The organism is Brevundimonas sp. FV1ye29L (assembly GCF_058681095.1).
This window is the reverse complement of sequence record NZ_CM178730.1, coordinates 155059-181715: the sequence shown is the minus strand read 5'-3', so window position 1 is coordinate 181715 and position 26657 is coordinate 155059. Positions and strand designations below refer to the sequence as shown.

Sequence of the window (26657 nt, the reverse complement as noted above, 5' to 3'; positions counted from 1 at the left end):
AAAGCTCATGGCCAAGATCATCGGCATCGACCTCGGCACGACCAACTCGTGCGTTGCGGTCATGGAAGGCAAGAATCCCAAGGTCGTGGAAAACGCCGAGGGCAATCGCACCACGCCGTCCGTCGTCGCCATCCAGGATGGCGGCGAGACCCTGGTCGGCCAGCCGGCCAAGCGCCAGGCGGTCACCAACCCGGCCAATACCTTCTTCGCGATCAAGCGGCTGATCGGCCGCAACTTCGACGACCCCGTCGTCGCGAAGGACAAGGGCATGGTGCCCTATGAGATCGTCAAGGGTCCGAACGGCGACGCCTGGGTGCGCGCCAACGGCAAGGACTATTCCCCCCAGCAGATCTCCGCCTTCACCCTGACCAAGATGAAGGAGGCCGCCGAAGCCTACCTCGGCGAGAAGGTGACGCAGGCCGTCATCACCGTGCCCGCCTATTTCAACGACAGCCAGCGCCAGGCGACCAAGGACGCCGGCAAGATCGCCGGGCTGGAAGTCCTGCGCATCATCAACGAACCGACGGCGGCCGCCCTGGCCTATGGCCTGGACAAGAACGACGGCCAGAAGATCGCCGTCTATGACCTGGGCGGCGGCACCTTCGACGTCTCGATTCTCGAGATCGGCGACGGCGTCTTCGAGGTGAAGTCCACCAACGGCGACACCTTCCTGGGCGGCGAGGACTTCGACGTGCGTCTGGCCGACTATCTGGCCGACGAGTTCAAGAAGGAACAGGGCGTCGACCTGCGTCAGGACAAGCTGGCCCTGCAGCGCCTGCGCGAAGAGGCGGAAAAGGCCAAGAAGGAGCTGTCCTCGACGGCCCAGTACGAGGTCAACCTGCCGTTCATCACCATGAACGCCTCGGGTCCCCTGCACCTGAACATCAAGCTGTCGCGCGCCAAGCTGGAAGCCCTGGTCGACGACCTGATCCAGCGCACCATCGAGCCCTGCGCCAAGGCGCTGAAGGACGCGGGCCTGAAGGCCTCGGATATCGACGAGGTGGTGCTGGTCGGCGGCATGACCCGCATGCCCAAGGTCGTGGAGGCCGTGAAGGCCTTCTTCGGCAAGGAGCCGCACAAGGGCGTCAACCCTGACGAGGTGGTCGCCCTCGGCGCCGCCGTCCAGGCCGGGGTGCTGCAAGGCGACGTCAAGGACGTGCTGCTGCTGGACGTCACGCCGCTGACCCTGGGGATCGAGACCCTGAACGGCGTCTTCACCCCGCTGATCGAACGCAACACCACCATCCCGACCAAGAAGTCCCAGGTCTTCTCTACCGCTGACGACAACCAGTCGGCCGTGACCATCCGGGTCTTCCAGGGCGAGCGTCCGATGGCGCAGGACAACAAGATCCTGGGACAGTTCGACCTGGCCGGCATCCCGCCCGCGCCGCGCGGCGTGCCGCAGATCGAGGTCGCCTTCGACATCGACGCCAACGGCATCGTCCACGTCACCGCCAAGGACAAGGCGACCAACAAGGAGCAGTCGATCCGCATCCAGGCCAATGGCGGGCTTTCGGACGCGGACATCGAGAAGATGGTCAAGGAAGCCGAGGCCAACGCCGAAGCCGACAAGGCCAAGAAGGAACTCGTTGAGGCCCAGAACGCCGCCGACAGCCTGATCCACTCGACCGAAAAGGCCATGGCCGAACACGGTGACAAGGTCGGGGCCGACGAGAAGACCGCCATCGAGACCGGTCTGACCGAGCTCAAGGCCGCGCGTGACGGAACCGACCCCGAGGACATCCGGACCAAGACCAACACACTGGTCCAGGCCTCGATGAAACTGGGCGAGGCCATGTATGCGGCCCAGGCCGGCTCGGGCGAGGATGACGCCACCGCGACCGCCGACGATGGCGTGGTCGACGCCGAATTCGAGGAAGTCCCGGACGCGGACGACAAAAAGAACGCCTGACGGGCACAGGGGTTGAAAACGGGCGGCCCCGCTTGTCTGACGACGGGCGGGGCCGTTGCATAAGGTTGCAACATCAGACCCGTTCCCCATGTCGGACGGGTCAGGCCTTTCGATCCGCGTCCGGACAAGAGACGCGATCGCTGCGGGCCATGGGATTCAGGGGACCAACGCCAGATGGCGCGTGACTACTACGAGGTTCTGGGGGTCGAGCGGACCATCGACGCCAATGGCCTGAAATCGGCCTATCGCAAGCTGGCGATGATCCATCACCCGGACCGGAACGGCGGCTCGGACGAGTCGATGGCGAAATTCAAGGAAATCTCCGAGGCCTATACGGTCCTGTCGGATGACCAGAAGCGCGCCGCCTATGACCGGTTCGGACATGACGGCGTCAATGGCGGCGGCCAGGGGCCGTTCGGCGGGGGCCAGGGCTTCCACGACGTCAACGACATTTTCTCCCAGGTGTTCGGGGACGCCTTCGGCGACGTCTTCGGCGGTCGGGGCGGCGGCGGGGCGCGGCCACAGGGACCCCGGCGGGGTTCCGACCTGCGCTACGATCTCGAGATCACGCTGGAACAGGCCTACAAGGGCGCGGAGGTGGATGTGTCCATCCCCTCGACCGCCACCTGCGACACCTGCGACGGCTCCGGGGCAAAGCCGGGCGCAAAGGCTTCAACCTGTTCAACCTGCGCCGGCCAGGGCCGGGTGCGTCAGGCCAACGGGTTCTTTCAGGTCGAACGCACCTGTCCCACCTGTGGCGGCGCGGGATCGCGCATCGCCCCGGCCGACGTCTGCACCAGCTGTCACGGCCACGGTCAGGTCCGCAAGACCCGCACCCTCAATCTCAAGGTTCCCGCCGGCGTCGACGACGGCTCGCGCATCCGGCTGACCGGCGAGGGCGATGCGGGGACCCGCGGCGGCCCGCGCGGCGACCTCTATGTCTTCCTGTCGGTCAGCCCGCATGAACTGTTCGAGCGCGACAACCTGGACCTGCTGGTCACCGTGCCCGTGCCGATGACCGTGGCCGCCCTGGGCGGCGAGGTCGATGCGCCCTGCCTGACGTCCGAGGCCTGTGACGGGCGCTGCAAGGCCGCCGTGGAGGTGCCGGCCGGGGCCCAGACCGGCAAGACGGTGCGGATCAAGGGCAAGGGCATGCCCCATCTGAACGGGCGCCAGCGCGGCGATCTGGTCGTCGAACTGTTCGTGGAGACTCCCACCGATCTGACCCCGCGGCAGAGGGAACTGATGCAGGAGCTTGCCCTGTCGTTCGGCGAGAGCCAGAATCCCCGCAATTCGAGCTTTGCCGGAAAGGCCCGTCGCTTCTGGGCCGACATCCTGGGCGAGGACGGGGGCAAGTCGTCCCGGGAGACTGCCGTATGAGCCGCTGTTTGAGCCTTCACGCATGACCGCCATCTTCCACGCCGGGATATCCGGCGCCCGGGGTCGGATGGGCCGTGCGGTGGACCAGGTTCTGGATGCCCGCAACGACGTGGTCGTCGCCGCCCGGTTTGACTGGGGCGAGACCCCCGACCTCAGCCTCTGCGACGTGATCATCGACTTCTCGACGCCCGAGGCCTCGGTGGCCCTGGCCCGACAGGCCGCGGAACGGGGCGGACCGGCTCTGGTGATCGGTTCGACCGGCTTTACGGCCGAACAGGAGACCGAGATCCTGACGGCCTCCGAACGCGTGGCCATCGTCCGCAGCGGCAATTTTTCGCTGGGCGTCAATATCCTGATCGGACTGGTCGAACATGCGGCCCAGAGGCTGGACGCGCGCGACTGGGACATCGAGGTCGTCGAGGCGCATCACAGGCTCAAGATCGACGCCCCGTCCGGCACGGCCCTGATGCTGGGCGAGGCCGCCGCCTCGGGCCGAAACGCCGACCTCGGCGACCTGCGGTCCCCGCCCTATGACGGCATCACCGGCGAGCGTGTGCCGGGCAAGATCGGCTTTTCATCGATCCGGGCCGGCGGCATCGTCGGCGACCATTCGGTGCTGTTCGCCTCGACGGACGAGACCCTGACCCTCAGCCATTCGGCCATTGACCGGTCGCTGTTTGCGCGAGGGGCCGTGGCCGCCGCCGCCTGGGTCCGCACCCGCCGCCCCGGCCTCTACGACATGCAGGACGTGCTGGGGTTCCGGCAGGCATAGTTCCCGGGGCCGCTTCGCGCCTCTCTATGTTCGCGACACGGTCGCTCGCGCCTTGAGCGCAGGCTATCCGTTGGGGCTCGCACGGGCGACCCGACTGCAACGACCCTGTGGCCCCTTACCGCCCCGTCGATCCAAACCCGCCCGCGCCGCGCGCCGTGTCGTCCAGGGTCTCGACCTCGGTGATGACGGCCGAGGCATGTGCGGCGATGACCATTTGCGCGATGCGTTCGCCGCGACGGATGACGAAGGGCTCCTGACCCAGATTGACGAGGATGACCCCGACCTCGCCCCGATAGTCGCTGTCGATCGTGCCCGGCGAATTCAGGCAGGTGATCCCGTGTTTGAGCGCCAGACCCGAACGGGGCCGCACCTGGGCCTCCCAGCCCGGCTCGAGGGCGATCTTCAGCCCTGTCGGAATCAGCCCCCGCGCACCGGGTGCGAGCGTGACCGGCGCGTCTTCGGACACGGCGGCGCGCAGATCCATCCCGGCTGATCCGGTCGTCTCATAGGCCGGAAGCGCCAGACCCCCGGAATGGGGCAGGCGCTGGATGCGAAGCGTCGTCATGCGTCTCAGGCTTTCGTCAGATGGTCGGCGATGCGGGCGGCCAGGGCCCGGGCGATGTCGGCCTTGGTCTGGCGCGGCCAGGCCTCGGCGCCGTCGCGGGTGACCAGAAGCACCGTATTGCCGTCCGAGCCGAAGACGTCGGCCGACACGTCATTGGCGACGATCCAGTCACAGCCCTTGCGCGACAGTTTGGAGCGGGCGTTGGCCTCCAGATCCGACGTTTCTGCGGCGAAGCCGATCACCAGAGCGGGGCGGTTCGGCCCCGGCGCCGCGATGCCGGCGAGGATGTCGGGGTTCTCGATCAGGGCGAGCGTGGGCGGCCCTCCCGGCCCCTTCTTGATCTTGCCGCCGGCGACCGTGTCGACCCGCCAGTCCGCGACGGCGGCGCTGAGCACGGCGACATCCACCGGGAGGGCGGCTTGCGTCGCCGCCTGCATCTCGACCGCACTCTCGACATCGATACGGGTCACCCCGAGAGGCGTGGACAGGGCGGTCGGGCCGGACACCAGGGTCACCCCGGCCCCCAGCTCGGCCAGGGCCGCGGCGATGGCATAGCCCTGTTTGCCGCTGGACCGGTTGGTCAGGCCGCGCACCGGGTCGATAGCCTCGAACGTTGGCCCGGCGGTGACCACCGCCCTGCGGCCCGCCAGTGGCCGTCCGTCCGGACCGGCCAGAAGATTGAGGATGGCGTCGAGGATCGCCGTCGGCTCGGCCATCCGGCCGGGTCCGTACTCGCCGCAGGCCATCTCCCCGTCGTCAGGCCCGACCATGGCCATGCCGTGGAAACCGCCGAACCCCCTGAGCCGCGCAACATTGGCCTGAACTGCGGGATGCAGCCACATGCGGACATTCATGGCCGGGGCCATCAGCACCTTCTTGTCCGTCGCCAGCAGGGCGGTGGAGGCCAGGTCATCGGCCAGACCGTTGGCCGCCTTGGCGATCAGCCCCGCCGTCGCCGGCGCCACGACGACCAGATCGGCCCAGCGCGACAGTTCGATATGACCCATGGCCGTCTCTTCATCCGGCATGAACAGGGTCTGGCGCACCGGATGGCCGGTCAGGGCCGCCAGCGACAGGGGGGTGATGAACTCCGCCCCTGCCGGGGTCAGGACAGCCTGGACCTCGCCCCCTGCCTTGCGGATCAACCGCACCAGTTCCAGCGCCTTGTAGGCCGCGATGCCGCCGCCCACGATCAGCAGGATTTTGCGCGATGTCAGTGAAGGGACGATCATGTCGCTTCCTACCCTTCCCCACGTCGCACGTCGACACGCCGCAGCGGCCAGAAAAAGAACATTGCAAGAACATTAATGATATGTCTAACTCCGTTCGTGGAACAAGGGAGGGCGATATGCCGGACCACAGGACGATCGCCGCCGGTGCGGCGCTGCTCGCGGGCCTGACCGGGCTTACGGGATGCGACAACGGACCCTCGGCGGTTCAGACGCGGGATCGGGCCGCAGTCGAGGCCCCGCTCGTGGCTGTGGCGCTGGATGACGCGGCCGCCGCCACGGGCGGTGATGGCGAGGTCGCGAAAAAGACCGTGGTGACGGCCAACCGGCGCGAAACGGTCGACGCCAAGGTGACGCGACTGTTCGAGCGGAATGGATCCGCCTTCGGTGCCCGGACGGCCGAGGACTATCTGACCCGGCTGCAGGCCTTCACCCGCAATCCACCCGCAGACGTCGACACGGTGGAACGCCCGAACGGCGACACCCTCTACTATCAGGCCTCGACCAACACCTTTGCCGTGGTGGCGCGCGATGGCACGCCGCGCACCATGTTCAAGCCCGACGATGGCGTACGCTATTGGGCCGAGCAGAAGGCGAAGGCGCCGACCTTCGGCCGTCGCCAGACGTCTTCGAACGCCGGCTAGCCACGGATCGCCGGAAAGCGGCCTGCCGGGCGACTCAGGCGGGTGTGGCGTCCGCCTCATCCGGCCGGTTGATCATTTCGCGTAGAAGGTCCAGCGCCAGCTTCTGTTGCCGGCTGGACAGACGGGGAGCGAGGCGTGAAATCTCGATCGAATAACGTGTCGACGGGTAGTCGTGATCGAAAGCCGGGGCGGGGTCTTCGGCGACGCCGGGCACGCCCGTCGCCAGTCCCTGGAAGAAATAGCCGATATCGACCTTGAAGAAGCGGGCAATGTCCCAGAGTTTTGACGCCGAAATGCGGTTGGCGCCCTTTTCGTACTTCTGGATCTGCTGGAAGGTCAGGCCAAGAGCGCGCCCGAGATCGCTCTGGTTATAGCCCAGACCGATCCTCTTCTCACTGACCCGACGCCCGACATGCCGGTCGACCGGATGCGGACCCTCTTCCTTTGCGCCTTTAGCCATTGGTCGTCGCCGTCCCCACGATCAGCTAGATCAGTAAAAAGCCGCCAGCGGCGGCATGCTCGTACCTGTCAAAAAGGCTTGATCGCTTTAGACAATCGAGCGCCGGATCCGGGATCTGACATTGTGCTGCGGCGATTTCCGCTTCGAGGCCGAAGCGACAGGCATGACCGTTTTCGTACCCCGCTCAAGCTTTGTCAAAGCCAGATTTCACGGGGTTTCGGGCTATTGCCGCCCTCCGACTTCCCACCGGAACAGAACCGCGATGAGAACGGGCCGTCACACCCCTGGTGACCCTGGGGCCCCACCCTTTGCCAACGGCCTTGCGGGCAGGGATCGAAACCATCGCCCGGGCCCGGCTGACCGGCTCCAGAACGGGCCTCCGGCAAGCAACCCCACGCCGAGCAGGACCGCCAGCATCAGATCGCCAAACCGTCCATACAGCGTCCTGGGGGCAGGCCTTGGCAGGACGGCGTCGATGACCCCGCTCTCTCCGGACCCCAGCCGTTGGCCCGGCACCACCCGGCCCCAGGGATCAATCATCGCCGATACCCCGGTCGGCGTGGCGCGCGCCACTGGAAGACCGGTCTCAATGGCCCGGTATGAGGCGAGGTTGAGATGCTGCAGCGGGCCCGACGTCGCCCCGAACCAGGCGTCGTTGGAGACATTGACGATCCACTCGGGCCGCAATGCCCCGCCCGGGGTAAAGCCCGGATACAGGCTTTCGTAGCAGATCAGGGGTTGGGCCGACGGCCGCCCCGGGAGGACGATTGGCGAAGGCCGGGGACCGGCGCTGAAGTCGGCCGGCATGTGGACCAGGCTGCGGACGCCGATCGCGCCCATCAGCCCGCCCAGAGGCAGATATTCGCCGAAGGGCACAAGGCGGTGCTTGTCATAGACCGACGCGATCCTGAGACCGGGCCCGCCCTCGTCGCTGAGCGCGAACAGACTGTTGAAATAGCGGTCCTCGCCGCCCTGCGTCGCCGGGGGTTCGCCGCGCGCCAGCCCCAGCAGCAGGAGCTGGCCCGGTTGCACAGCGGCGGAAATGGCCGCCGCCTCCGGTGATCCCGGAGCAAAGACCGTATTGGCGCTGGCCGGCAGGGCGCCTTCGGGCCAGACGATGATGTCGGGGCGTCGACCTCCGACCATCACGGGGGGCAGGGCCGTCAGCCGGACATAGCGGTCGACGATCGATTGATAGGCCTCCGGCGTCCATTTGGACTCCTGGGCGATATCGGCCTGGACCAGCCGGACCACCGTGTCCGTGTTCTGAACCCTGGCCGTGGCCAACCGCACCGAACCGAAGGCGAACAATCCCGCCAGCACGACCACGCCGGTCAGGGCGGTCGCGATCCGGACCCGTCGCCCCCCCGCGCCGAACAGGGCCCCCATGGCGGCGCAACCCGCGACCGTAACGAGACCCAGGCCATAGACGCCGACGACGGAGGCGAACTGGGACGGGGCGGATCCGGCCTTCCAGGCCGAGCCGGCCGGATTCCACGGAAAACCGGTCAGCACATGGCCGCGCAACCACTCCAGCAGACAGAAGAGGGCGGCGAACAGCAGGACCCGTCGCACTCCGGCCGGCGCGAACCGCCGGTACAGGCCCGTCGTCGCCCCCCAGAACAGGCCCAGACCCGCCGGCAGGAGGCTGGCGGCGAACGGCGCCATCCAGGCCTGGGCCGGATTGACCAGAAAGGCTTCCGCCACCCACCAGCAGCCGATCAGGAAATAGGCGAACCCGGCCAGCCATCCCATCCAGAAGGCGCCGCGCACCGTTCCTGACCGCTCGGCCAGTAGCATCAGCAGGGGATAGGCCAGCAGCCCCGGCAACAGGCCGAACGGCGGATGGGCCAGGGCTGCCCCGGCTCCGGCCATCAAGGCCGCCCCCACCCGCACCCGGGGGTTTCGGGTCCAGTCGCGGACTGCAGGCGCTGTCGGCTCAACCGTCATGGGGCAGCTCATAGGGATCGGACACGCCGAGGCCCGCCAGAATGGCGCGCTCCTCAGCCTCCATCGCCTCGGCCTCCTCCTCGTCCTCATGGTCGCGGCCGAGCAGGTGAAGCACGCCATGGACGACCAGATGGGTCAGATGGCTGGACAGGGTCTTGCCCTGATCCGCCGCCTCGGCGGAACACACCCCGAAGGCGAGGATGATGTCGCCCAGGGGCGTCCCATGGCCGCCCGGCATGGGCGGGGCAGGGAAGGACAGGACGTTGGTCGGCCGGTCCTTGCCGCGGAACCGGCCATTGAGGTCGCGGACCGTCCCGTCGTCCGCCAGAAGGATGACGACATCGCCCTGCGAACCATCGATCGCCAGGACGGCGGAGGCGGCGCGGGTCACGATCGCCTCTACTTCCGGCCCCGCCTGCCGCCAGGCCTCATCGGCGATCTCGATCTCGACGGCCATGGCGGATCAGGCCGCCGGATCTTCGAGGTCGGGCTCGGCTTGAGCCCGGGGCTTTTCACGCGCGGAATCAGCATCATAGGCGCGCACGATCCGCTCGACCATGGCGTGGCGCACCACGTCCTGGGCCTCGAACTCCAGCACCCCGACCCCCTTCACGTCGCGCAGGATGCGCAGGGCGTGGGCCAGGCCGCTGTCGCGCGGGTTCAACAGGTCGATCTGCGACGGGTCGCCGGTGACCACCATCCGGGCCCCCTCCCCCAGCCGGGTCAGCACCATCTTCATCTGCAGGCGCGAGGTGTTCTGGGCCTCGTCGACGATAATGAAGGCGTGGCTCAGCGTCCGGCCGCGCATGAAGGCGATGGGCGCGGCCTCGATCTCTCCCTTGTCGCGCCGACGCTGGACATCCTCGGCGCCGAGAATGTCGTTCAGCGCCTCCCAGATCGGGGCCAGATAGGGATCGACCTTCTCGTTCAGGTCGCCCGGCAGGAATCCCAGCTTCTCGCCCGCCTCGACCGCGGGGCGGGTGATGACCAGCCTGTCGACCTGACCCCGGCGCAGCAGGGAGGCGCCGTAGGCCGCCGCCAGAAACGTCTTGCCTGTCCCGGCCGGCCCGACCCCGAAGCTGAGCTCGTGATTCGCCAGGGTCTCAAGATAACGGGCCTGGGCGTTGGTCTTGGGCACGATGGCGCCGCGCTTGCCGATGGGCAGGGCCATGGGATCGACCCGACCCCGGGAGCCCGGGCCGCCGCTGCGGGTCTGGCCGATGGCGGCGCGGACGTCGGCCTCGTTGACCTCCGCCCCGCGTTCCGCCCGGTCCGCCAGGTCCTGAATGACCTGTCTGGCGTTGGCGCGGTCGCGGGCGCCGCCGTTGATCGACACGCCGCCGCCGGGGGCCTCGACCAGCACCTTGAAGGCGTCCTCGATCAGGGCGACGTGGCGGCTGTTGGGACCGATGACCGCCCGAAGCGCCGCATCCTCCATGGCCAGAAACTCGGATTCACGCGCCAAGGAGTTTTCCCGTCAAACTGTTCTGTTGCCCCGAGAGGATCTGCACGGGAACGATCTGGCCGATCAGATGATCCGCATCGTCGACATGCACGGACTGCAGATAGGGTGATCGTCCTATGGCCTGACGGCGGACGCCGTGTCGACCGGCCTTCTGGAACAGGACGTTCAGCGTCCGCCCCGCCTGGGCGGCGTTGAAGTCGGTCTGCTGCTCCAGAAGCAGGGCCTGCAGGACATGCAGCCGGTCGCGCGACACGTCGGCCGGAACCTGGGCCGCCATGGACGCCGCAGGCGTGCCGGGACGCGGCGAATACATGAAGGCGAAGGCCATGGCGTAGTTCACCCGCCGGACCAGATCGAGCGTATCCTCGACGTCGCGATCCGTCTCGCCCGGAAAGCCGACGATGAAATCCCCCGACATGGCCATATCGGGGCGCACCGCGCGGATCCGGTCGATCAGGTCGATATAGGACTGGCGGCCATGTTTCCGGTTCATCAGCCTCAGGATGCGATCCGACCCCGACTGAACCGGCAGATGCAGATAGGGCATCAGCGCCTCCAGATCGCCGAAGGCCGCGATCAGGTCGTCGGACATGTCGTTGGGGTGGCTGGTCGTGAAGCGGATGCGGTCCAGCCCGGGGATCTCCGCCAGGGCGTAGGCCAGACGCGCCAGGGATGACGGCTGCCCGTCGGCCCCCGCTCCGTTGTAGGCGTTGACGTTCTGTCCCAGCAGGGTGACCTCGCGGACACCCTGATCGGCCAGGGCCCGGGCCTCGGTCAGGATGGAGGCCATCGGCCGCGACCATTCCGCTCCGCGCGTATAGGGCACCACGCAGAAGGTGCAGAACTTGTCGCACCCCTCCTGCACCGTCAGGAAGGCCGTCGGCCCGTCAACGCCGCGCGCCGCGCCTTCGGCGGCCAGGGCGTCGAACTTCTCGTCGGCGGCGAAATCGGCGCCGATCCGCTCGCCGCGCGCCCGGGCCGTACGGGTCAGCAGCTCCGGCAACTGGTGATAGGCCTGGGGGCCGACGACCAGATCGACGGCGGGCTGACGGCGCATGATTTCCTCGCCCTCGGCCTGGGCGACACAACCGGCCACAGCGATGGTCATGGGCCCCTGCCCTGCGGCCGCGCGGGCGAGTTTCATCGCCTTCAGCTTGCCCAGCTCGGAATAGATCTTCTCGGCCGCCTTTTCGCGGATGTGGCAGGTGTTCAGGATCACGAAGTCCGCATCCCGGGGACTGTCGGTCGTGGCGTAGCCCAGCGGGCGCAGGACATCGGCCATGCGTCCGGAATCATAGACATTCATCTGGCAGCCGTAGGTCTTGATGAACAGGCGCCGGGTCGCGGCGCCCGCCGCATCCGTCACCGGCGGCGACGCAAGGGTCTCGGTCATGCGGCCAATCTAGTGCGACGGAACGGCCGGCGCCATGCTGGCCGCGGCAACATTCAGGCCGGATCGATGTCGGCCGGATTGATCCGCGCCGCGTGACGTTTGAAGATCAACCCCTCGCGCTTCGACGGTTCGGCGCCGTCGATCGGCTTGCCGTAGAGCTCCAGCTTGTGGCCGACCAGTTCAAAGCCCAGCCGTTCGGCGATCTCGGTCTTCAGGCGTTCGATCTCGGCGTCGAAAAATTCAATCACCTCGCCCGACCGGGTGTCGATCAGGTGGTCGTGGTGATCATCGCCCGCCTCTTCATAGCGGCTGCGGCCATCGCCGAAGTCGTGCTTCTCGACGACGCCAGCCTCCTCGAACAGACGCACGGTCCGGTAGACTGTGGCGATCGAGATATGGGGGTCGATGGCCGAGGCGCGGCGGTACAGCTCCTCGACGTCCGGATGATCCTCGGCGTTCGACAGAACGCGCGCAATGACGCGCCGCTGTTCGGTCATGCGCATGCCGCGGTCGGCGCAGAGTTTTTCAATCCGGTCCATGGTCGGGCAGGATAGGCGGCGGATCACGCGGAGGGAAGCCCGGTGAACGCCTTAGCCAGAACCCGCGCGTCGACGGCCGGGGCGCCGGGACGGGCATAGTAGCCGCGACGTCGACCGGCCTCCGCAAAGCCCGCATGGTCGTACAGAGCCCGGGCCGCGACGTTGTCCTCCGCCACCTCCAGAAACAGCCGTGTCGCGCCGCCTTGCGCCGCCCTTGCGGCGGCCGCCTCGACCAGCTGTCGCCCCAGACCCTTTCGCCGCCGGGCCGGCGCGGTCGCCAGCGTCAGGATCTCGGCCTCATCGGCCACGACCCGGCACAGGATGAAGCCCCCCCCGGGGACCCCGAGGCCAAAGACGCCCGGCTGCAACAGAAGATCACCCATGGCCCGCGCGTCCCAGGGCGCCTCGAAGGCCAGGGCGTGCAAGGCCGCGAGCGACGGGGCGTCATCCGGCGCCAGGGTCGCGATGTCGCCCCCTGCGTTCATGCGACGACGGGTCGATCTCGGGCCTGACCCGGCAGTCGGGTCGGCGGGGTGGCGTCCGGAGCCCTGAGATAGAGGGGGCGCGGCAAGGCCGTTTCCGGATCAGCCGCGATCGTCAGGGCGGCGAGAGCCGCAGCGGACGGCGCCGTCGGTTCCAGAATTGGCGCGTCGTCCGGCGCGATCAGGCGCGACCCGCTGCCGATCCAGGCCCAGTCGCGTCCGGCCGCCTCGAGATGAAGACGCGCCGCCTCGATGTCCCACGGTCCCGGTTGGTCGGCGGGGACGCCGTCGACGAAGGTCTGCAGATAAACCTGACCCCGTCGGGCGTCGATCACAGCGACGACAGGACCGGCCCGGTCCGGCGCAGAGGCGGCGAGGGCGTGAAGGGTGGAGAGCCCCACCACCGGCCGGCCCAGGGCGGCGCCCAGCCCCTGGGCGAAGGACAGGCCGACCCTAAGACCGGTGAAGGACCCGGGGCCGACGGTCACGCCGATCCGGTCGATGGCGTCGAAACCACCCGCCTGTTCGGCCACAGCCCGAACCAGAACGCCGATCCGCTCCTGATGTCCGCGCGTCATGGGTTCGGACCGTTCGGCCAGCGGCCGGTCGTCGTCGAAGACCGCCGCCGTACAGGCGTCCAGCGCCGTATCCAGGACCAGGACCCGCATCGCGTGGATCAGATCACCTGCTCGACGCGGGTCACCTCGGGGACATAGTGGCGCATCATCTGCTCCACCCCCTGTTTCAGGGTGGCGGAGGACGAGGGGCAGCCGGCGCAGGCGCCGCGCATGCGCAGCGACAGGACGCCGCTTTCCTCATCGAAGGCGTCGAACAGGATATCGCCCCCGTCCTGGGCCACGGCCGGGCGGATGCGGCTGTCCAGCAGGGCCTTGATCTCGGCGACGACCTCGCTGTCGTCGCCGACGTCGGCCTCGGGCGGGACGCCGAGGTCGCGCAGCAGGGGCTGGCCGGAGGTGAAGGCGTCCATGAGGGCCGCGAGGATCGGCGGCTTCATCTCTCCCCATTCGGGTCCCTGGGCCTCGCGGGTCACCGCAACATAGTCGGCGCCGAAGAAGACGCCGGTGACGCCTTCCAGTTCGAACAGGGCTTCAGCCAGCGGCGAGGCGGTCGCCTCATCGATGGTGCGGAACTCGCGCGCTCCTGCCGGGGCGACGTCGCGCCCGGGCAGGAATTTCAGCACGGTCGGGTTGGGGGTGGGTTCGGTCTGGATGAACATGGGGTGCAGATGCGCCTGCCGACCCGGGCGTTCAAGACCCCGGTTCAGGCCAGGTCCTCGATGTCCGCGTCGGACAGTTCGCCAGGGACGATGGTCACCGGCAGTTTGCGGCCCCCGAAGGCCGCGCCCTGTTTCAGCACGGCCGAGACCAGCGGACCGGGGGAACGACCGCCGCCGGCCGAGGCGAGGACGAGAATCTTGATCTCGGGATCCTGACCCACGACCTTGCGGATCGCGGCCTGGGCATCGCCTTCCTCTATCATGAAGACCGGCTGGGCGCCCGAGCGTTCGATGACCTGCTCGCCCAGCCGGGCCAGCAGGATCTCGGCCTCGGCGCGTTGCTGGCGCTGGATTTCCTCGCGCACCCCGGCCCAGTGTTCATCGGAACTGTCGGGCGTGACCCGCAGCAGGACCACGCGGCCCCCGGTCGAACGGGCGCGCCGCGCAGCGTAGCGCAGGGCGGCGTCGAACTCGGGACTGTCGTCGACGACGACGAGGAATTTTCTGGGCACGGGCGACCTTCAGCTTGTCCACCGGGACGAACGGCGAGGCAGTTGAGCGCGTTTGGGGCGGAACGACAATCGCCGTTCCGCCCCGGACGATCAGCGCACCGTGGCCGTCACGCTGCGAATGGCGCCATTGGCGATGGTCAGTTTGGCGAAGGTCCAGCCGGCGCCCGAGGCCTCGATCTCGTCCACCGAGGCGCGCAGCGCCTGAACCACGGCCTGACGCGGACCGATCCAGGCGTCGACGGCGGTCTCGGCCGCCGCCTCGCTGGCGCCCACGGAGGGGTCAGAGACCCGCGCCACAGCCAGGGTCAAGCCGGTCTGTTCCAGCATCAGATCCTCGATCAGCCGGCGCACCGCCAGCCGGTCGAAATGATCCGCCGACGGGATCGAGCCCGCCGCCGCGCGCAGGCGATCGAAGTCGAAGGCCGCGCCGACCTGGTGATAGAGCCGGGCCATGGCGGCGACGGGCCAGCTCGTCTCGCGCGCCAGATCGCCGATGTCCGCCGCCGCCACCAGCGGCCGCAACAGGGAGATGCTGCGGGCCAGATCCTCCGGCGCGCCGAGGGCGGCGAAGGTCTGGACCCGCCGCTCCAGCCGGCCCTGCTCGAAGCGGGACAGGACCGCCGCCCCTTCGGTCTGGAGACCGTCGGCCGCCGGACGGTAGAGGTCGATCAGACCCTGGACCGTGGCCCCGTCCCGCGCCGCCCGACGGGCCAGCCAGAAGGTTTGACGGCGCAGCACGACCGCGATTTCGTTGTAGAGGGCCGTCTGGGCCTCGGCCGAGATCGCCAGATCGAGGGCCGAGACCGCATCCCAGGCCTCGTCCAGCCGGAACACGCGCCGCGCCGCCTCGAAGGCCAGCACCAGGGCGGAGGTGTCGCATTCCGCCGATTCGCGCAGCCGGTCCGGGAAGCTGGGCCCGGCCATGTTGACGATTTCATTGGCCAGCACCGTCGCCACGATCTCGCGCCGCAGCCGGTGCCCCTTCATCTGCGCCTCGTACGTCGCCAGCGGTCCGGGGAAATAGCGGACAAGGGTCTCCTCGAAGAAGGGATCCTCGGGCGCGCGCGAGGCGACGATGTCGTCGGACAGTTCCAGCTTGCCATAGGCCATCAGCACGGCCAGTTCGGGCCGGGTCAGGGCCTGACCCGTCGCCTTCATCTCATTGACGCGCTGGTCATCGGGCAGGCCCTCGACCTTGCGGTCCAGCTTGCCGCGCGAGACCAGGGTCTGCATGAACCGCTGCTGGGCATCCAGAGCCCCGAGCCCTTCCGATTGCTGCAGGGTCAGGGCGAGGGTCTGGTCATAGTTGTGGGCCAGCACCTTCAGCCCCACCTCTTCGGTCATGGAGGCCAGAAGCGCGGTGCGCTCCGGGGCAGGAAGTAGCCCGTTGGTTACCGCCGACCCGACCAGGATCTTGATATTGACCTCATGATCGGACGTATCCACGCCGGCCGAGTTGTCGATAGCGTCGGTGTTGATGCGTCCGCCGTTCCGGGCGAAGGCGATCCGGCCGGCCTGGGTGAAGCCGAGGTTGGCCCCCTCCCCCACCACCTTGACGCGCAGCTCGTCGCCATTGATGCGCAGGGCGTCGCTGGCCTTGTCCCCGACCTGGGCGTCCGTTTCGTGGGCGGCCTTCACATAGGTGCCGATGCCGCCGAGATAGAGCAGCTCCACGGGCGCCTTGAGAATGGCCCGCATCAGCCCGACCGGATCGAGGGCGTCTTCCGTGATGTCCAGCGCCGCCTTGATCTGGGGCGTCAGGGCGATTGACTTGGCCGAGCGGGAAAAGACGCCGCCGCCCTCGGAGATCAGGGCCTTGTCATAGTCCTGCCAGGACGAGCGCGGCAGGTCGAACAGACGTTTGCGCTCGTCCCATGACCGGGCGGCGTCCGGCGACGGATCGATGAAGATGTCGCGGTGGTCGAAGGCGGCGACCAGTTGCGTGGCCTTCGACAGCAGGATGCCGTTGCCGAACACATCGCCGGACATGTCGCCCACGCCCACGGCGGTGAAGGGTTCGGTCTGGATGTCCTTGCCCAGTTCACGGAAGTGACGCTTGACCGCCTCCCACGCCCCGCGCGCCGTGATGCCCATGGCCTTGTGGTCGTAACCGATGGAGCCGCCGGAGGCGAAGGCGTCGCCCAGCCAGAAGCCATAGTCGGCCGAGACGCCATTGGCGATGTCGGAGAAGGTGGCCGTGCCCTTGTCGGCCGCCACGACCAGATAGGGGTCATCGCCTTCCCAGGCGACGACATGGGCGGGATGGACCACCGCGCCGTCGGCGCCGATGTTGTCGGTGATGTCCAGAAGCCCGGACAGGAAGGTGCGATAGGCGCGAATGGCCTCGGCCTGCTGGGCGTCGCGATCGCCGCCGGCCCGGACCAGGGCCGCCAGATTTTTCGGGAAAAAGCCGCCCTTGGAGCCGACCGGGACGATCACGGCGTTCTTCACCTGCTGCGCCTTGACCAGACCCAGAACCTCGGTGCGGAAGTCGTCGCGACGATCCGACCAGCGCAGGCCGCCCCGGGCCACGGGGCCGAAGCGCAGGTGGACGCCCTCAATATGCGGCGCCCAGACGAAGATCTCCCGATGGGGTTTGGGCAGGGGCAGGTCGTCGAGTTCGCGCGAGGCGATCTTGATCGAGATATGCGGCCGGGCCGGGCCGTCGGCGTCGGTCTGATAGAAGTTGGTGCGTTTGATCGCCCCGATCAGCAGGAACAGGCGGCGCAGGACGCGATCGTGATCCAGACTCCGGACGGCCTGCAGATCCTCCAGAATACCGGATGACAGGGCATCCATGGCGGATTGACGCGACGCCGGATCGCCGCCCGCCGCAGGATCGAACTTCGCCGCGAACAGGGCCAGAAGGGCGCGTGCGATATCGGGATATTCCCGCAGGGCCTCTTCCTGAATCGCCTGGCTGGGATCCAGACCGGTCTGCTGGCGATAGCGGCAGAGGGTGCGGATCAGGGCGGCCTGACGCCAGTCCACGCCCAGTTCCAGCACCAGACGGTTGAAGCCGTCGCTCTCGGTCCGCCCGTTCCAGACCGCAGCGAAACCGTCCTCGAACGGATCGCGCACGTCGCTGAAGCTCAGGGCCGCCCCGCGCGGATCCTCCAGCAGAAATTCATGGACGTGGATCCCGGGCTCGCCCGGAGCCCGGATCGCATGACCCCATTCCTCCAGCGTCTTCAGACCCATGTCGGCCAGAATGGGCAGGACATCGGACAGGGGCACGGCCGCGCCGCGCCGGTAGAGCTTGAAGCGGAACTGCAGCGGGCTGTCTTCGGCCGAGCGGAAGGCGCGGACGGCGACGGGTTCGCCGCCGCCACGTTCGCCGGTGCCGTTCAGCTGGTCGATCTGTTGCAGGTCAGCGACGGCCTCGACCGCATCATAGCGGTCGCGATAGCCGGCGCCGAAGGCCTCGGCCCATTTGGCGCTGAGGGCGCCGATCTGGATATCCTCCACACCGGACTGGCGGGCGGCGCTCTCGAACCGGTCCACCCAGCCTCGCCCGGCCTCTGTGATGGCCGCCTCCAGGGCGACAGGATCCGGGGTGGGGTGGTCGCCGGGGGTGACGCCGATGATGTAGTGGACCCGCACGAGGGGGGCGTCGGACAGCTGGGGATACCAGGCCGACAACCGGCCGCCCCAGGCCGTGGCCAGAATTCGGCCGATCCGTTCGCGCACCGCCGCCTCGAACCGCTCGCGGGGGATGAAGACCAGAACCGAGACGAACCGGTCGAACGGGTCCTTGCGGGTGAAGGTCTTGATCCGCGGCCGGTCGTAGAGGTGCAGAATGCCCAGGGCGATGGGCAGCAGGGCGTCCCCGGAAATCTGGAAGAGCTCGTCCCTGGGATAGTTCTCCAGAATGTTCTTGAGCCGCTTTTCGTTGTGGCTGCCGGGCGCCTTGCCCGCCAGGACGAGGGCGTTGGCGACCTTGCGGCGGACCAGCGGCACCTCGTGCGCGGTCTTGTCATAGGCCTCGGCAGTGAACAGGCCGACAAACCGGGTTTCGCCTGCGGGACGGCCATCGTCGCCATACCGTTTGATCCCGACATAATCCATATAGGCGCGGCGGTGGACGCGGGAGCGGATATTGGCCTTGGCGACCGTGACCGGTTCGGACAGGTCCATCTGGCGTTTCATCTGGATCGTCAGGACAGCCGGCTCGGACGATCGGCGCAGCACCGCCCGGTTGGGGTCGCGCAGGACGCCCAGGCCCTCGCCCGACAGACCCAGGGGCTCATCGGCGCGATACCCGCCTTCGGCCGTGCGGGGGAAGTCATAGTCCCGGGCGCCGAGGAAGACGAAATGGTCGGCATTGAGCCAGCGCAGGAAGGCCAGGTTCTCTGCAACGACCTCGGGCGGGGCGACGCCCGCGTGGGCTTCCAGATCCGCGATGGTGCGTTCCATCAGGGCCGTCATGGCGGCGTGGTCGGTCACGGCGGCCTGGACATCGCCGAGGGCCATGTCCAGCTCCGCCTTCAGGGCGGCGCGGCGTTCGGCCGGCAACGGGTCGATGACGACGATGATCATCGACTCGCGACCGCCGCCGGACGGATCCGGAAGGCGGCGGCCGTCGTCAGCCCGGGCGGTGACAACCACGGGATGGAACATGGCTCGGACCGAGACCCCGGCGTCCGCCAGTTCGCCCATCACACTGTCCACAAGGAAGGGCCGGTCGTCCTGGACAATCGCCACGGCGTCATAGCCGGTGGCCCGGCCGTCAGCGCCCGTGGCGGGCTGCACGCTCACCAGCGGGGCGTCGCCCGCCTGGCGAACCGCGCCGTCTCGCCACACCCGCGCCAGCAGGGCCGCGAGATCCTGGCCGTCCAGTTCGGGGGTTTCATCGGCCGCATAGTCTTCGTGAGCCTGGGCCAGGTAGGAGGCCGCAAGCGGTCCGCCCCCGTCGCCGGTCGCCTTCTCGAATGCCCGCGTCAGCGCCTCCAGGGATATCGCCTGAGGGACGGTGCGGAGGTCGCCGGACATAGGCAGGGTCTCTTGAAGACGCGGTCGGAGGACCGCCGGATTGGATCACAGACTAGGCTGTTGTCGCGCCGGATCAATGAAGGGCTGATTACCCCCGGCCGACGACCGTCGAAAGCCGCAAACGACACGGCCGGACCCGCTTTCGCCGGCCCGACCGTACTTATCGACGATAAGTTGGCACCCGTGCGGGTGCGACGGATCAGAAGCGGTAGCTCATTCCGAGATTGACCGCATGCAGGCCGAATTTCGAATTGCTGCGGATCATGTCGGTGCCGGTGGTGTTCGGCGCCAGGACGAAGGGGTTGGCGGCCGGCGCCGATCCGCGACCGACACGGATCAGGTGATCGCCGGCGTCGAGCGAGGTGTAGAGGTATTCGCCCGTCAGGCTGAGGTTCGGCGCCAGACGATATTCGACGCCCCCGCCCAGCTGATAGCCGTCCGCCTTGTCATCATCCACCGAGGCGGTGAAGGTGTTGGCGGTGTTGGACGAGAAGAAGCGGTTCTCGACCTTGCCCGAGGCATAGCCGCCGGTCACATAGCCGAGGGCCGGGCCCCAGGCGTAGCCGAGGCGGGCGCGGACGGCCGCCAGGGACTCCAGCTTGCGCACGAAGGTGTAGTTGGCCGGGGTGGTGCTGAAACCGGTGACGGCGTCGGACTGGGCGCCCATGCTGTAGTCGGCGACAGCCCCGATGACGAAGGCGCCGATCTGGTAGTCATAGCCGGCGCGAACGCCGCCGACCGAGCCCTGGGCATCGTCCTGGCAGCCCTGGGGCTGGGAGTTGCCGTTGGCGCGGCCGCCGCAATAGCCGGGGCTGAAGGCGTCGCCGCCGGCCGCCAGGCTGACCGGGTCGCCGAAGTTTCCATCCAGATTGCGGTCGAAGCGCAGGCGCTCGTCATCCTGACCGTTCTCCTGGGTGGCGCCGCCGTAGAGGCCGATATAGGGGCCCGTCCAGTCAGCAGCCGACTGGGCCAGGGCCGGAGCGGCCCCCAGTGCAGCGAAAAGGGCGGCGGTCGAGGCGAGGGCGAGGGCGGTTCTGGTCATGGAGGGTCCTGGAAACAGTGGGCAGTCGGAGGGAGGAAGGGTCGACAATTCGAGACGACCTAACGGCCCTGCTACGGGCCTGGCTCCATGGCGGATCGCCCTGGCGGCTCTTTGTCGCTCAACGGAACCCTTGTTCTGAAAGGGATTTCGCGCGCGAGCGACGGGCTGCCCATGAGAGGAGGGTCGGTCTGAACGGCTGAAACAGACAGGGCCGCCTGACGGGGGGAGTCAGACGGCCCTGCTTTTGCAAACCGGCGCGGAGGGGAAGGGCGCCGGCGCTCGCGCCACGGTCCGGGAGGGGAGGGAAGACCGCAGCGCTCGGGTTCAAGATGGGAAGGTTCGAGCGGCCTTCAAGGGGCGTCGGTCTTGTCCCCGGCGGCGGCCTTGCGCGACGCATTGACGCGCCTTTTCCGGGCCGGCGCCCCGGGGTCCGGCTCATCCGCAAAGGGCGCGCCGTCGCCGGACAGCAGCACCGCCATCCAGCGAGAGCCCTTGAACTCGGCCAGGATCGCCATGGCCATGACCGCCAGAGGCGTGGACAGGAACATGCCGACGACGCCCCACATCTTGCCGAACAGGGCCAGGGACAGCAGGACGGCGACCGGATCGATGTTCTGGTTGTCGCCCTGCATCCGGGGCTGGACCATATTGCCGACGATGAACAGGATGATCTGCAGCCCGACCAGCAGGATCGCCGCCGGCCAGTAGCTCTCGAACTGGACGAGGGCGAACAGGGGCGGCGCCAGTCCCCCGACGGCGCCGCCCAGCACCGGGATAAAGCCGACGACGAAGATGACGAAGGTCCAGAACTCGGCGTTCTGCAGGCCCACCGCCTTCATCAGGATCCAGGCGGCCACACAGATCATGGCGCCGGTCACCGACTGGACCCAGATATAGCCCTCGACCCCGCCGCGCACCCGCTGGAAGACCTGAAGCGCCTCGTCTCGCTGGCCGCCATCGGGGAACATGGCCACCAGCTTGCGGCGGAAACTGCCCTGCGAGGCGAGAAGAAAGCCGAGATAGACCAGGACGAAGAAGGCTCCGGACGCCACGCCCTGGGCCTGGACCGCGATAGAGCCGATATAGCGGGAGATGTTGACGGCCTCGATCAGGTCCTGGGCGGTCGGCGGCGCCGGGATCCGGAACAGGCCGTAGACGTCTGTGATGATCTGGTCGATGCGCGGCCCGATACTGGTCGCGACCCCCGAGGCCTGGCCGAAGAAGCCCGCCGCGCCATTGATGATGATGGCGATCGATCCGGCGAAGATCAGGACGACGACGGTCAGGGAGGCGAGGCCGGCCCAGCGGCGGGGCAGGGGGGTCTTGTCCTCGATCGTCCGCTTCACCCCGTCGATGACGATCATCAGGAAGATGGCCATGGCCAGGGGCGTCAGGATGTCCGACAGCCACACCAGGGCGGCGGCGGTGACGACCACGGCGACCAGCACCAGGGCATTGCGGGCGACGATGGGGGTGGCGACGGCGACGGGGGATTTCATGGACCGGTTTTCGGGGGCGACGGGGCCGCCGTCAATCGACAGAATCCGGCAAGGCTTGCCGCCCGAACCGGGCCGGGCCTGTCGCATCGATTGAAAATTCGCTCTAGACGGAGAGCTCGACCATTCGCGAGACGCCCCATGCCTGACGCCGCCGCCCCCGGCCTGTTTATCGGCCAGACCACCGACAGCGGCGCACCGCTGGCCGAGGCCCTGCTCTACGGCCGCGCCAACCGTCATGGCGTGATCGCGGGCGCGACCGGCACGGGCAAGACCGTGACCCTGCAGATCCTGGCCCAGGGCTTTTCCGAAGCCGGGGTTCCGGTGTTCTGCGCCGATGTGAAGGGCGATCTGTCCGGCATCAGCCAGCCGGGCAGCCCCAATGAAAAACTGCTGGCGCGGGCCGCCTCGATGAACCTGACGTTGCAACCCAGGGGGGCGCCCGTCGTGTTCTGGGATCTGTACGGCCAGAAGGGCCACCCGGTCCGGGCCACGGTCAGCGAGATCGGCCCCCTGCTGCTGGCGCGGATGCTGGATCTGAACGACGTCCAGGAGGGCGTCCTGTCGGTCGCCTTCCATGTGGCGGACAAGGAAGGCCTGTTGCTGCTGGACATCGACGACCTGAGGTCGCTGCTGGCCTATGTCGGCGAGAACGCGCAGCGCATTGGCCGCGAGGTCGGCAATGTCGCCCCGGCCTCCATCGCCTCGATCCAGCGCGCCCTGCTGCAGATGGAGCAACAGGGCGGAGACGCCTTCTTCGGCGAGCCCGCCCTGAAGCTGGAAGACATGATTCGCGTCGGTCTGGACGGCCGGGGCCAGGTCAATGTTCTGGACGCCACCCGGTTGATGAACAGCCCGCGGCTGTACGGCGCCTTCCTGCTGTGGCTGATGTCGGAGCTGTTCGAACAGTTGCCCGAGATCGGCGACCCCGAAAAGCCGCGTCTGGTCTTCTTCTTCGACGAGGCCCACCTGCTGTTCAACGACGCGCCCAAGCCGCTGCTGGAGAAGGTCGAGCAGGTGGTGCGCCTGATCCGCTCCAAGGGCGTCGGCGTCTATTTCATCACCCAGAACCCCGCCGATATTCCCGACAGCGTCCTGGCCCAGCTGGGTAATCGCATCCAGCATGGACTGCGAGCCTATACCCCGGCCGAACAGAAGGGACTGAAGGCGGCGGCCCAGAGCTTCCGTGTCAATCCCGCCTTCAACACCATCGACGCCATTCAGGGCCTCGGCACCGGCGAGGCCGTCGTCTCCCTGCTGGATGAAAAGGGGGCGCCCCGCGTCTGCGCCCGGACGATGATCCGGCCGCCGGACTCACGTCTCGGCCCGGCGACCGAGGCCGAGCGCGCCGCTGTCCTGGCGGCCAGCCCCGTGCGCGGCGTCTATGACACCACGATCGACCGTGAGTCGGCCGAGGAGGTGCTGGCCGCCCGCCACGCCGTCGCGGACAGGGCCGAGGCCGAGGCCGAAGCCGAAGCCGCCGCGGCGGCCGAAAAGGCCCGGGTCGCCGCCGACAAGGCCGCCGCCCGTCAGCCGTCCTCGTCGCGCTCCGCCCCGCGCGCCGCGCCGCGCCCCCGGGCCAGCACCCGTCAGACGCCGATGGAGGCCCTGACGAAGTCGGTGCTGAGAACCGCCGGATCGACCATCACGCGGGAGCTGCTGCGCGGCATTCTGGGCGGGCTGAAACGGCGGTGACGGCGGGATTCCCGGTCGGGTTCAATGCCGCACCCGTTCTGGAGGGCGAGCATGTCCGGTTGCGGCCGCTGACGGTCGACGATCGCGCGGCCCTTGCCGCCATCGCCTCCGATCCCCTGATCTGGGAACAGCATCCGGCCCACGACCGCTGGAAGCCCCAGGTGTTCGACGCCTTCCTCGACGAGGCCCTGACCGAGGGCGGGGGTCTGGTGGTCGAGGACCGCGCGACCGGCGCGGTCATCGGCTCATCCCGCTATTCCACGCGTCGGGCCGACCCGGGAGAAGTCGAGATCGGCTGGACCTTTCTGGCGCGGGCGTGGTGGGGCGGCCTGCGCAATCCCGAGATGAAGCGGCTGATGCTGGACCATGCCTTTACCGCCTTTGACGCCGCGATCTTCATGATCGGGGCGGAGAACCGGAGGTCACGCACCGCCATCGAGCGGGTCGGCGCAGACCTGACGGGACGGATCGATGTCGCCACGCTCGGAAACCGGCGGATCGAACACCTGATCTACCGGATCGAACGGAACGGCGGGGGTAGAGTCCATGGGCGGGGTTGAGCGCTGGATAGACAGTGTCTTGTGGTTTCCGGCTCTGTTTCCGGTGGGGGCGATTGTCGCCTCGGTGATCTGGAGACGGGTCCGGGGCAAGGCGATCTTCGCCCCGAAGCCAACCGACGCGATCTTCATCGAGCGGTGGACATCAGGCGGGGATCGAAGGGGCTTTCGGGCCATCGGCGCCGCGCGCAACTGCCTGACGGTCGCAGTCACACGAACTGAACTGATCGTGGCGCCCCATTTTCCCTTCACCCTGATGTTCATGCCCGAGGTCTGGGGGCTGGACCAGCGGCGCGCCCTCGGGCGGATAAGAAGCGTGACGGCCAGGCGCAGCCTGTCGGGATCCGGCATCGATGTCGTTTTTGACGACGGCTGCGGGATGTTCCTCAGGCTGAGAAGACCGGAGGCCTTCATGCGCGCGCTGGGACGCGCCTAACCCTTGGGAACCAGCCGCCACATCCTGAGGGGGTGGCGCACCGAACCCGCCTCCGATCCGGCTGCGTCGCCCCGACCCATGTAGAAGTCGGCGCGGACCGGTCCGCGAATGGCCGAGCCCGTATCCAGCGCCATGACCAGACCGCGATAGGAGGTTCTGGCGCCGGGCAGGTCCCCGGCGTCGGCGTCAATCCAGACCAGATCCCCATAGGTCCAGCGCGAGGGATCGACGGCGATGGCGCGGCGCGGCGGCAGGGGCACGCCCGCAGCCCCGGCCGGATGACCGCCGTCATCGGGATCCAGGGCGAAGAAGATATAGCGCGGGTTAAGGGCCATCACCGCCTGGGCCTCCGGTCCGCGATGGGCGGCCAGCCAGGCCCGGATGGCGTCCCCCGAGGTCCCGTTGGCCGGCAACAGGCCGCGCTCGGCCATGGGCCGGGCGATGCCGACGAACGGCCGGCCATTGTCGGCGGCATAGGCGACACGCGCCGTCCCGCCATCCGGGAAGGTCAGGTATCCGGAGCCCTGGATCTGGAGGAAAAAGAGGTCTTCGGCCCGCATCCAGGCCAGGGGGCCATAGGTCCCGGGCGTCGCCAGGGCCTGGGCCTCGATGGCGGCGCGTTCGGCATAGGGGCCCGTCAGGCCGTCGGCGCGGGTCTGAACCACTGTGGCTCCTTTCCCGGGACCGGCCTGGCGCACGAGATCGCCCGGTTTCGGCAGGACCGGCATGTCGAATTCGGCATCCGGCGCACGGCGCGCCGGATACTCCGGCGCGAAATAGGAGGTCATCAGACCCGGCCGACCGTCGACCGTGCGGGCCTGGACGACAGTGAAGCCGGTTTCGAAGAAATTCCGCGCCAGGTCCGGGGTCAGGGGACGGGAGGTCTGTTGCAACAGCCGCGCCCGGTCGCACTGGGTCCGGGCCGCCGGATCGCGGGCCACGCCGCATCCGGAGAGCCAGGCCTCAAAGGCCGCAACATGATCCTCGGCCGCCCAGCCGGACAGGCGAGCCGGGCTGTCAGCAGGCATCGGCCCCGGCGGATAGGGGATTTCGGTCGGCGCCGGAGCGGCGGGAACGGGCGGCGGGAGGTTCGGCGTCGGGCCCGGCGTGGAGCAGGCGGCCAGCAGCAGGGCTGCGCCGACCAGCAGGCCCGCGACCCGGCCTTTATTTTCAGACATCAGGCTGTCGCGGGTTCGACCCGGGCCAGAACCCAGTTGGGGTCGGCGGCGCCCAGGGTCCGCTCGAACGTCCAGTTCTCGGCCGTGCGGCGTTCCTCGATCCGGGGCTCGCCCGTGTCTCCGCCGGCGGTGTTGAGGATGCGGCTGCGAATTTCGGCGAGGAAGCGAACCCTTGCCACCGCGCGGTCGCCTTCGGCCGTGGCGCTTTCCAGATCGGCGCGGGGCGGATGGAGGAACTCGACCTGTTCGGTCTCGGCCCGGGTTTCACGCGCGGCGATGCCGGTCTCGAAGGAGTCCATCACGGCGGGCGAAAGCAGGGGTTTGAGCGCCGCCCGGTCGCCCGAGGCATAGCCTCGCACGATGGTCTCATAGGCCTGACGCGCGCCCTCGAGGAATTTCGCCGGGTCAAAGGCCGGGTCGCGCGCCTTCAGCGAGGCGATCGCCGCCATCAGGCCGGCGTCCAGCGACGGACGCGGCGGCGCGCCGTCGACGGGCGGCGGCAGGGCGCGGGCGTCCTCCTGGGGCTGGCGACCCACGCGCTTGCCCAGCACATTATAGAGCATGAACAGCACCACGGCGGCCACGGCGGCGAGGAAGACGACCTGAAACTGGATCGGGATCTGCAAGGCGATGTCCTGGGCGGGTGCGATGGAAGGCGTCGGACACGGCGCGTCCGGCGGCGAGGATTAGGGACTGATATAGGTTGAGGCAAGGCGCTGCG

24 protein-coding genes are annotated in these 26657 nt (G+C 68.4%); 7 read left to right on the top strand and 17 right to left on the bottom strand.

Annotated elements, in window-relative coordinates:
* Window positions 1-7 precede the first annotated feature (7 nt).
* The 3 genes from dnaK (at window position 8) to dapB (ending at window position 4064) form a co-directional block, all read left to right on the top strand.
* Window positions 8-1912 carry a molecular chaperone DnaK gene (gene dnaK / locus ACW17W_RS00950; protein ID WP_492078472.1) on the top strand — a complete coding sequence of 635 codons (1905 nt, stop codon included), beginning with the start codon at window positions 8-10 and terminating at the stop codon, window positions 1910-1912.
* A 174-nt stretch (window positions 1913-2086) separates the two neighbouring features.
* Window positions 2087-3292 (top strand): molecular chaperone DnaJ, encoded by a 1206-nt coding sequence (gene dnaJ / locus ACW17W_RS00945; protein WP_492078470.1) that lies wholly within the window; start codon window positions 2087-2089, stop codon window positions 3290-3292.
* A 22-nt stretch (window positions 3293-3314) separates the two neighbouring features.
* Window positions 3315-4064, top strand: coding sequence for a 4-hydroxy-tetrahydrodipicolinate reductase (dapB, locus tag ACW17W_RS00940; RefSeq protein ID WP_492078468.1), 750 nt, complete (start codon window positions 3315-3317; stop codon window positions 4062-4064).
* 115 nt (window positions 4065-4179) lie between these two features.
* On the opposite strand, the gene dut is transcribed toward dapB, so the two are convergent.
* Window positions 4180-4629: a dUTP diphosphatase gene (dut, locus tag ACW17W_RS00935; protein WP_492078466.1), complete on the bottom strand. Its 450-nt coding sequence runs from the start codon at window positions 4627-4629 to the stop codon at window positions 4180-4182.
* 5 nt (window positions 4630-4634) lie between these two features.
* Window positions 4635-5861, bottom strand: coding sequence for a bifunctional phosphopantothenoylcysteine decarboxylase/phosphopantothenate--cysteine ligase CoaBC (gene coaBC, locus ACW17W_RS00930; RefSeq protein ID WP_492078464.1), 1227 nt, complete (start codon window positions 5859-5861; stop codon window positions 4635-4637).
* A 116-nt stretch (window positions 5862-5977) separates the two neighbouring features.
* Here coaBC and ACW17W_RS00925 point away from each other — a divergent pair, with 116 nt between their 5' ends.
* Entirely contained in the window at window positions 5978-6502 is a 525-nt protein-coding gene (locus ACW17W_RS00925; RefSeq protein ID WP_492078462.1) for an S-type pyocin family protein, read from the top strand.
* Between the two features lie 34 nt (window positions 6503-6536).
* Here ACW17W_RS00925 and ACW17W_RS00920 read toward each other — a convergent pair whose 3' ends face one another.
* The 13 genes from ACW17W_RS00920 to ACW17W_RS00860 form a co-directional block, all read right to left on the bottom strand.
* A complete protein-coding gene (locus ACW17W_RS00920; RefSeq protein WP_492078460.1) occupies window positions 6537-6962 on the bottom strand; it encodes a helix-turn-helix domain-containing protein in 426 nt (141 codons plus the stop codon).
* Between the two features lie 276 nt (window positions 6963-7238).
* Window positions 7239-8912 carry an apolipoprotein N-acyltransferase gene (lnt, locus tag ACW17W_RS00915; RefSeq protein WP_492078458.1) on the bottom strand — a complete coding sequence of 558 codons (1674 nt, stop codon included), beginning with the start codon at window positions 8910-8912 and terminating at the stop codon, window positions 7239-7241.
* Complete coding sequence (gene ybeY / locus ACW17W_RS00910; protein WP_492078457.1) at window positions 8902-9369, bottom strand: rRNA maturation RNase YbeY; 468 nt, start codon at window positions 9367-9369, stop codon at window positions 8902-8904. Before ybeY ends, lnt begins: the two co-directional genes overlap by 11 nt.
* Window positions 9370-9375: 6 nt before the next feature.
* Window positions 9376-10377 (bottom strand): PhoH family protein, encoded by a 1002-nt coding sequence (locus ACW17W_RS00905; protein WP_492078455.1) that lies wholly within the window; start codon window positions 10375-10377, stop codon window positions 9376-9378.
* Entirely contained in the window at window positions 10367-11770 is a 1404-nt protein-coding gene (gene miaB / locus ACW17W_RS00900) for a tRNA (N6-isopentenyl adenosine(37)-C2)-methylthiotransferase MiaB (RefSeq protein WP_492078453.1), read from the bottom strand. The genes ACW17W_RS00905 and miaB overlap by 11 nt, the downstream gene beginning before the upstream one ends.
* A gap of 53 nt (window positions 11771-11823) precedes the next feature.
* On the bottom strand, window positions 11824-12309 hold the full coding sequence (locus ACW17W_RS00895; RefSeq protein WP_492078451.1) for a Fur family transcriptional regulator: 486 nt from the start codon (window positions 12307-12309) through the stop codon (window positions 11824-11826).
* Between the two features lie 23 nt (window positions 12310-12332).
* Entirely contained in the window at window positions 12333-12794 is a 462-nt protein-coding gene (locus ACW17W_RS00890) for a GNAT family N-acetyltransferase (RefSeq protein ID WP_492078449.1), read from the bottom strand.
* Window positions 12791-13459 (bottom strand): tRNA (adenosine(37)-N6)-threonylcarbamoyltransferase complex dimerization subunit type 1 TsaB, encoded by a 669-nt coding sequence (gene tsaB / locus ACW17W_RS00885; protein WP_492078448.1) that lies wholly within the window; start codon window positions 13457-13459, stop codon window positions 12791-12793. Before tsaB ends, ACW17W_RS00890 begins: the two co-directional genes overlap by 4 nt.
* Window positions 13460-13467: 8 nt before the next feature.
* Complete coding sequence (locus ACW17W_RS00880; protein ID WP_492078446.1) at window positions 13468-14028, bottom strand: NifU family protein; 561 nt, start codon at window positions 14026-14028, stop codon at window positions 13468-13470.
* A 44-nt stretch (window positions 14029-14072) separates the two neighbouring features.
* Window positions 14073-14540: a universal stress protein gene (locus ACW17W_RS00875; RefSeq protein WP_492078444.1), complete on the bottom strand. Its 468-nt coding sequence runs from the start codon at window positions 14538-14540 to the stop codon at window positions 14073-14075.
* 90 nt (window positions 14541-14630) lie between these two features.
* Window positions 14631-19532, bottom strand: coding sequence for an NAD-glutamate dehydrogenase (locus ACW17W_RS00870; RefSeq protein ID WP_492078442.1), 4902 nt, complete (start codon window positions 19530-19532; stop codon window positions 14631-14633).
* Between the two features lie 199 nt (window positions 19533-19731).
* On the bottom strand, window positions 19732-20574 hold the full coding sequence (locus ACW17W_RS00865) for an outer membrane protein (protein WP_492078440.1): 843 nt from the start codon (window positions 20572-20574) through the stop codon (window positions 19732-19734).
* Window positions 20575-20924: 350 nt separating this feature from the next.
* Entirely contained in the window at window positions 20925-22073 is a 1149-nt protein-coding gene (locus tag ACW17W_RS00860; protein ID WP_492078438.1) for an AI-2E family transporter, read from the bottom strand.
* Between the two features lie 138 nt (window positions 22074-22211).
* Between ACW17W_RS00860 and ACW17W_RS00855 the strand changes: the two genes are divergently transcribed.
* The 3 genes from ACW17W_RS00855 to ACW17W_RS00845 are packed head-to-tail and all read left to right on the top strand — an operon-like array spanning window position 22212 to window position 24758.
* Complete coding sequence (locus tag ACW17W_RS00855) at window positions 22212-23765, top strand: helicase HerA-like domain-containing protein (protein ID WP_492078436.1); 1554 nt, start codon at window positions 22212-22214, stop codon at window positions 23763-23765.
* Entirely contained in the window at window positions 23762-24325 is a 564-nt protein-coding gene (locus ACW17W_RS00850) for a GNAT family N-acetyltransferase (RefSeq protein WP_492078434.1), read from the top strand. Before ACW17W_RS00855 ends, ACW17W_RS00850 begins: the two co-directional genes overlap by 4 nt.
* Window positions 24326-24344: 19 nt before the next feature.
* The gene (locus ACW17W_RS00845; RefSeq protein ID WP_492078432.1) at window positions 24345-24758 is read left to right on the top strand and encodes a hypothetical protein; all 414 of its coding nucleotides are present in this window, start codon (window positions 24345-24347) and stop codon (window positions 24756-24758) included.
* Here the strand turns inward: ACW17W_RS00845 and ACW17W_RS00840 are convergent.
* Together ACW17W_RS00840 and timA are read right to left on the bottom strand one after the other, a co-directional pair.
* The gene (locus tag ACW17W_RS00840) at window positions 24755-25936 is read right to left on the bottom strand and encodes an MltA domain-containing protein (protein WP_492078430.1); all 1182 of its coding nucleotides are present in this window, start codon (window positions 25934-25936) and stop codon (window positions 24755-24757) included. The genes ACW17W_RS00845 and ACW17W_RS00840 overlap by 4 nt on opposite strands.
* Complete coding sequence (gene timA, locus ACW17W_RS00835; RefSeq protein ID WP_492080349.1) at window positions 25936-26556, bottom strand: TIM44-related membrane protein TimA; 621 nt, start codon at window positions 26554-26556, stop codon at window positions 25936-25938. The genes ACW17W_RS00840 and timA overlap by 1 nt, the downstream gene beginning before the upstream one ends.
* Between the last annotated feature and the right edge of the window lie 101 nt (window positions 26557-26657).